Origin of the sequence: Humidesulfovibrio sp. (genome assembly GCF_035560995.1) — a bacterium.
Taxonomy (GTDB): Bacteria; Desulfobacterota; Desulfovibrionia; order Desulfovibrionales; family Desulfovibrionaceae; genus Humidesulfovibrio.
This window is the reverse complement of record NZ_DATMYK010000225.1, coordinates 1-5,880: the sequence shown is the minus strand read 5'-3', so window position 1 is coordinate 5,880 and position 5,880 is coordinate 1. Positions and strand designations below refer to the sequence as shown.

Annotated in this window: 8 protein-coding genes; 7 read left to right on the top strand and 1 reads right to left on the bottom strand. The window is 65.5% G+C overall.

The window, feature by feature from the left end; translation table 11 throughout:
• Window positions 1–74 precede the first annotated feature (74 nt).
• The 7 genes from nifU (at window position 75) to VN419_RS08940 (ending at window position 5,500) form a co-directional block, all read left to right on the top strand.
• Window positions 75–908: a Fe-S cluster assembly protein NifU gene (nifU, locus tag VN419_RS08970; protein ID WP_325646660.1), complete on the top strand. Its 834-nt coding sequence runs from the start codon at window positions 75–77 to the stop codon at window positions 906–908.
• 4 nt (window positions 909–912) lie between these two features.
• Window positions 913–2,118: a cysteine desulfurase NifS gene (nifS, locus tag VN419_RS08965; RefSeq protein WP_325646658.1), complete on the top strand. Its 1,206-nt coding sequence runs from the start codon at window positions 913–915 to the stop codon at window positions 2,116–2,118.
• Between the two features lie 111 nt (window positions 2,119–2,229).
• Entirely contained in the window at window positions 2,230–2,727 is a 498-nt protein-coding gene (locus tag VN419_RS08960) for a DinB family protein (RefSeq protein ID WP_325646656.1), read from the top strand.
• A gap of 34 nt (window positions 2,728–2,761) precedes the next feature.
• Window positions 2,762–3,691: a cysteine synthase A gene (gene cysK / locus VN419_RS08955; protein WP_325646654.1), complete on the top strand. Its 930-nt coding sequence runs from the start codon at window positions 2,762–2,764 to the stop codon at window positions 3,689–3,691.
• Between the two features lie 10 nt (window positions 3,692–3,701).
• A complete protein-coding gene (gene epsC, locus VN419_RS08950; protein WP_325646652.1) occupies window positions 3,702–4,652 on the top strand; it encodes a serine O-acetyltransferase EpsC in 951 nt (316 codons plus the stop codon).
• A gap of 109 nt (window positions 4,653–4,761) precedes the next feature.
• Entirely contained in the window at window positions 4,762–5,178 is a 417-nt protein-coding gene (locus tag VN419_RS08945; protein WP_325646650.1) for an HIT family protein, read from the top strand.
• A gap of 25 nt (window positions 5,179–5,203) precedes the next feature.
• Window positions 5,204–5,500: an integration host factor subunit alpha gene (locus VN419_RS08940; RefSeq protein ID WP_305569865.1), complete on the top strand. Its 297-nt coding sequence runs from the start codon at window positions 5,204–5,206 to the stop codon at window positions 5,498–5,500.
• On the opposite strand, the gene VN419_RS08935 is transcribed toward VN419_RS08940, so the two are convergent.
• Window positions 5,484–5,880 (bottom strand): SPOR domain-containing protein (locus tag VN419_RS08935; protein WP_325646644.1); only part of this gene is annotated, 397 nt, incomplete at its 5' end. The genes VN419_RS08940 and VN419_RS08935 overlap by 17 nt on opposite strands.

Genomic DNA, 5,880 nt, shown 5'->3' with positions numbered 1-5,880 from the left:
GGGCAAGCGTGTGTATTTTAGACCAATGCGCCCGCCTTTCGCCCGCGCCAATCAGCGATTTTTGGAGATGCGCCATGTGGGAATACACTGATATCGTCAAGGAACATTTTCTCAATCCGAAGAACGTCGGAGAAATGAAGGACGCCAGCTGCGTGGGCGAGGTGGGCTCCATCGCCTGCGGCGACGCGCTCAAGCTGTTCCTCAAGATCGAGGACGGAATCATCCAGGACGCCAGCTTCCAGACCTTCGGCTGCGCCAGCGCCATCGCCTCCAGCTCCGCGCTGACGGAACTGGTGAAGGGCAAGACCGTGGATGAGGCGCTCAAGATCTCCAACAAGGACATCGCCACCGCTTTGGGCGGCCTGCCCAAGGAGAAGATGCACTGCTCGGTCATGGGCCAGGAGGCCCTTGAGGCGGCCATCAAGAGCTGGCGCGGCGAGAAGGTGACCAGCCACGAGCATTCCGAGGGCGAGATCGTTTGCGAGTGCTTTGGCGTAACGGACCAGCAGATTTTGTCCGCCGTGCGCGAGAACGACCTCAAGACCATTGAGGACGTGACCTACTACACCAAGGCCGGCGGCGGCTGCGCCAAGTGCCACGAGAAGATCGGCGAGCTCATCGCCCAGGCCAGGGGCGAGGCCAAGCCCGAACCCGCGCCAGCGCCCAAGAAGCTCACCAACATCCAGCGCATGCGCATGATCGAGGAAGTGCTGGAGAAGGAGATCCGCCCGCGGCTGCAGCTTGACGGCGGGGACATCGAGCTGGCCGACATCGAGGGCCTGGTGGTTTCCGTCACCCTGCGCGGCCGCTGCGTGGGCTGCCCGTCCAGCCAGGCCACGGTGCACGGCGTGGTGGAGACCATCCTGCGCGAGAAGGTCGACCCTGAAATCCAGGTGCGGGAGGTGTAGGGCCATGAGCACGCCAGTCATCTACATGGACAACAACGCCACCACCCGCGTGGCCCCGGAAGTGCTCGACGCCATGCTGCCGTTCTTTTCGGAGCTTTACGGCAACCCCAGCTCCATGCACAGCTTCGGCGGGCAGGTGGGCAAGGACATGCGCGAGGCGCGCGAGAACCTGGCCGAGCTGCTGGGCTGCGGCACGGACGAGATCGTTTTCACCTCCTGCGGCACCGAGGCCGACAACACGGCCATAAGGAGCGCCCTGGCCGCCCAGCCGGACAAGCGCCACATCGTGACCACCCGCGTGGAGCACCCGGCGGTGCTTTCGCTGTGCAAGTTTCTGGAGCGCAGCCAGGGCTACCGCGTGACCTACCTGGGGGTTGATTCCGAAGGCCGCCTGGACATGAAGGAGCTGGAGGAGAGCCTTACCGACGACACGGCCATCGTCAGCATCATGTGGGCCAACAACGAGACCGGCGTCATCTTTCCCATCCCGGAGATCGCCAAGCTGGTGAAGAGCCGGGGCATCTTCATGCACACCGACGCCGTGCAGGCCGTGGGCAAGGTCCCCATCAGCCTGAAGGACCTGGACGTGGACATGCTGGCCCTTTCCGGCCACAAGCTGCACGCCCCCAAGGGCATCGGCGCGCTGTACGTGCGGCGCAAGCTGCCCTACCGGCCGTTTCTCGTCGGCGGGCACCAGGAGCACGGCCGCCGCGCCGGCACGGAGAACACCACCGGCATCATCGCCCTGGGCGCCGCCGCCAAGGCCGCCAAGGCGCACATCCCGCTGGAGAACACCGTGGTGCGCGCCCTGCGCGACAAGCTGGAGAATGCGCTGCTGGCCGCCGTGCCGGATAGCCGCCTGAACGGCCACAAGCAGGACCGCCTGCCCAACACCTCGAACATCAGCTTCAAGTACGTGGAGGGCGAGGCCATCCTGCTGCTGCTCGACCAGCTGGGCATCGCGGCCAGCTCCGGTTCGGCCTGCACCTCGGGCAGCCTGGAGCCTTCGCACGTGCTGCGCGCCATGGGCGTGCCCTTCACCTTCGCCCACGGCTCCATCCGCTTCTCCCTCTCGCGCTACACCACGGAGGCCGATGTGGACTACGTGATCAAGAACGTGCCGCCCATCATCGAGACCCTGCGCAAGATCTCGCCCTACAAGCGGGGCGCCGCCGATCCCCTTGACCCCAAGCCCGCCTGCGGGTGTTGAGGCAAGGGTAAAGAAACCTTTGTCCGGGGGGAGAGCTTCCCCCCGGACCGCCTTCATGCGGGGGCACACCCGCCGGCCCATTACGGGCGCACAGCCCGCCAGGAGGAACGCATGGCCACCACCACAGGAACGCATCTCGCCGAAATCATCCGCGCCGCCCTTGCGGAGCTCAAAGCTGTCTGCGCCGGGGTGGACGAGGCCACGGCCAGCCGCGCCCCGGCCGGGCGCTGGTCGCCCAAGGAGATCCTCTCGCACCTCATCGGCGCGGAGGAAGGAGACCACTTGGCCTTGTGCCGGAAATTCACCGAGGCCGACGTGCCGCTCATCGACATCGTGCCGGAGCAGACGCACCTTACGCCCGAACGCAGCGCCATGAGTTTCTCGCAGCTGGCTCAGCTGGTGGAGCGGGAGTACGAAGGCGTGGCCGCGTACGCCCTGACCCTCAGCGAGGAGCAGTTCGCCCGCACGGCGCACATTCCGCTGTTCAAGCAGTCGCCCCTCACTGAGTACCCCACGCTTGCGGCAATCGTCGGCGGCATGGGGCAGTATCACGTGCGGATGCACACCGACCATCTGCGCCAGGTTCTGGCCGAGCTGGCCGCCAAGTAGCCGGGCTCCGGCCCCCCACACAAGGAGCATACATATGCGCATCGCAGAATCCATGGCCGAACTCATCGGCGGCACGCCGCTGGTGCGGTTGAACAAGGTGTCGGAAGGCTTGAACGCCACGCTGCTGGCCAAGCTGGAGTCGCGCAATCCCGGCGGCTCGGTGAAGGACCGCATCGGCGCGAGCATGATCGAGGCGGCCCTGACCGCGGGCAAAATCACCAAGGACAGCCTCATCGTGGAGCCCACCAGCGGCAACACGGGCATCGGGCTGGCGCTCATCTGCGCCATCAAGGGCTTGAAGCTGGTTTTGACCATGCCCGAGAGCATGAGCGTGGAGCGGCGCAAGCTGCTTGCGGGCTACGGCGCGCAACTGGTGCTCACCCCCGCGGCCGAGGGCATGAAGGGCGCCATAAAGAAGGCCGAGGAGCTTGTGGCGACGACGCCCGGCGCGTTCATGCCCATGCAGTTCGAGAACCCGGCCAACCCGGCCGTGCACCGGGCCACCACCGCCCTTGAGATCTGGAACGATACCGACGGCACAGTGGACTGCTTCGTGGCCGGCGTGGGCACGGGCGGCACCATCACCGGCGTGGGCCAAGTGCTGAAGCAGAAGAAGCCCGGCGTGCGCATCGTGGCCGTGGAGCCCACGGATTCGCCGGTGCTTTCCGGCGGCAAGGCCGGGCCGCACAAGATCCAGGGCATCGGCGCGGGTTTCGTGCCGGGTATTCTGGACACGAAAATTTACGACGAGATCATCCAGGTGGGCGCGGAGGACGCTTTCTCCACGGCGCGGCGGCTGATGCGCGAGGAAGGCATGAGCTGCGGCATCTCCTCCGGGGCCAACGCCTTTGCGGCCATGCAGCTGGCGGCAAGGCCGGAGATGGCGGGCAAGACCATCGTGTTCATTGTGTGCGACACGGGCGAACGCTATCTTTCCACACCCCTGTTTGCGGAAGCGGAGTAGGGGGGCGGAGATGATCGACGAGCTGAAATTGCCTGTTGATTTGGACCGGGACGAGGTGCTGGCCGAGACCGTGGCGCGGTTGTGCGCGCCCACGGCCTGCGAAGCCGCCTGCCATCATGTGAGCCGCGACCAGCCCATGCCCTCGCTGGAGGCCTTGGCAGAGGTGGTGGAGCTGTTGCGGGCCGTGCTGTTCCCCGGCTTTTTCGGGCCCTCGGACGTGGGCGGCCGCACCATGTCGTTCTACACCGGCAGCGCGCTTGACCGCGTGGTGAAGCTGCTCTCCGAGCAGATCAACCGGGGCTACTGCTTTGTGTGCGCCAAGGACAACCGCCAGCCCTGCACGGACTGTGTCTCCCGCTCAGAGGCCGTGGCCCTGGAATTCGTGAAGCGCCTGCCCAAGGTGCGCGAGCTGCTCTCAAGCGACGTGCAGGCGGCCTTTGACGGCGACCCCGCGGCCAAAAGCCCGGGCGAGACCATCTTCTGCTACCCCAGCATCAAGGCGCTCACCAACCACCGCATCGCCCACCAGCTGCACCACCTGGGGGTGGACATCATCCCGCGCATCATCGGCGAGATGGCCCACTCCGACACGGGCATCGACATCCATCCGGGCGCGCACATCGGCCCGCGCTTCTTCATCGACCACGGCACGGGCACGGTCATCGGCGAGACGACCATCATCGGCCAGAACGTGCGCCTGTACCAGGGCGTGACCCTTGGGGCCAAGAGTTTCCCCAAGGACGACACGGGCTCGCGCCTGGTGAAGGGCCTGCCCCGGCACCCCATAGTGGAGGACGACGTGACCATCTACGCCGGGGCCACCATCCTTGGCCGGGTGACCATCGGCAAGGGAGCGGTCATCGGCGGCAATGTCTGGGTCACGGGCGACGTGAATCCGGGGGCGCGCATCGTTCAGGCGCGCGCTGCTGAACAGTTTTTCATCAGCGGCGCGGGCATCTGATTGCGGCAATCGATAATTGTTGCAAAGTGGGTGGAAAAACTCTTGAAGTCTTCGAATTTGCCGTGTAATCATTGTGCACAGTTGGGTGGTTTCAAACACGGAGAACGCATTGAGCCAGGATTGCATCTTCTGCAAGATCATCGCCGGGCAGATTCCCTCGGCCAAGGTCTATGACCGGGGCGGGGTCTACGCCTTTCTGGACATCGCGCCGGTGAACAAGGGCCATGCCCTGGTGGTGCCGAAAAAGCACTACGCCACCCTGTTCGACCTGCCGGAGGATCTGGGGCGCGAGCTGCTCCTGGCCCTCAAGACCGTGGGGCAGGCGGTGATGACGGCCACGGGAGCCAGCGGACTCAACGTGGGCATGAACAACTACGAGTCCGCCGGACAGCTGGTGCACCACGCCCATTTTCATCTCATTCCGCGTCATGCCGGGGACGGACTGACCCTCTGGACCCAGCATGCGTATGAAAGCGTAGAGGACATGCAGAAGCTGGCCCGGGCCATCGCCCAGGCCATCGGCTGAAAAAACGGAGCCCAACGGAGGTTTCATGAGCGGTCAAACCCTGACCAAGGCGCACATCGTCGATGCCATCTACAAGAAGACGGACCGCAACCGCGCGGAGATCAAGGACCTGGTCGAGGCCACCCTTGATCTGATGAAGCAGGCCATCAAGAAGGACCATGCCATGCTGGTGAGCGGGTTTGGCAAATTCGAGGCCTATGACAAGAATTCGCGCCGGGGCCGCAATCCGCAGACCAACGAGAGCATCACCCTGCCGCCGCGCAAGGTGGTGGTGTTCCGCTTGTCGCGGAAGTTCCGCGCCGAGCTCAATCCGCTGGAATAAACGCCTGCGGCCAATCGGCCTTCAGTTCCTCCAGGGCCTTGCGGGCAGCCGCAGGGTCCTGGAAGGGACCGGCCTGCACGCGGTGAAACACCGTCTGCCCCTGCTCCACGCGCACCACGCGCGTCTGAGCATAGCCCTTCTCCTTCAGCCACGCTGACGCCGCCTCGGCGTTCTTCTCCGTTGTGAACGATGCGATCTGCACCACCGGCACCCTCGGGGCCGGGGGAGGCCCCGCCACGGGCTCGGACTTGGCCGCCTCCGCCGCCGCATCGGCCTTGGCCTCGGGCGAGGGTTCGGGCTTCACGGCCTCGGCCTTGGCCGGAGCAGCTTCCACGGGCTTGGCCTGCTCTGGCGCGGGCTCGGTCTGCTTTTCCGGAACC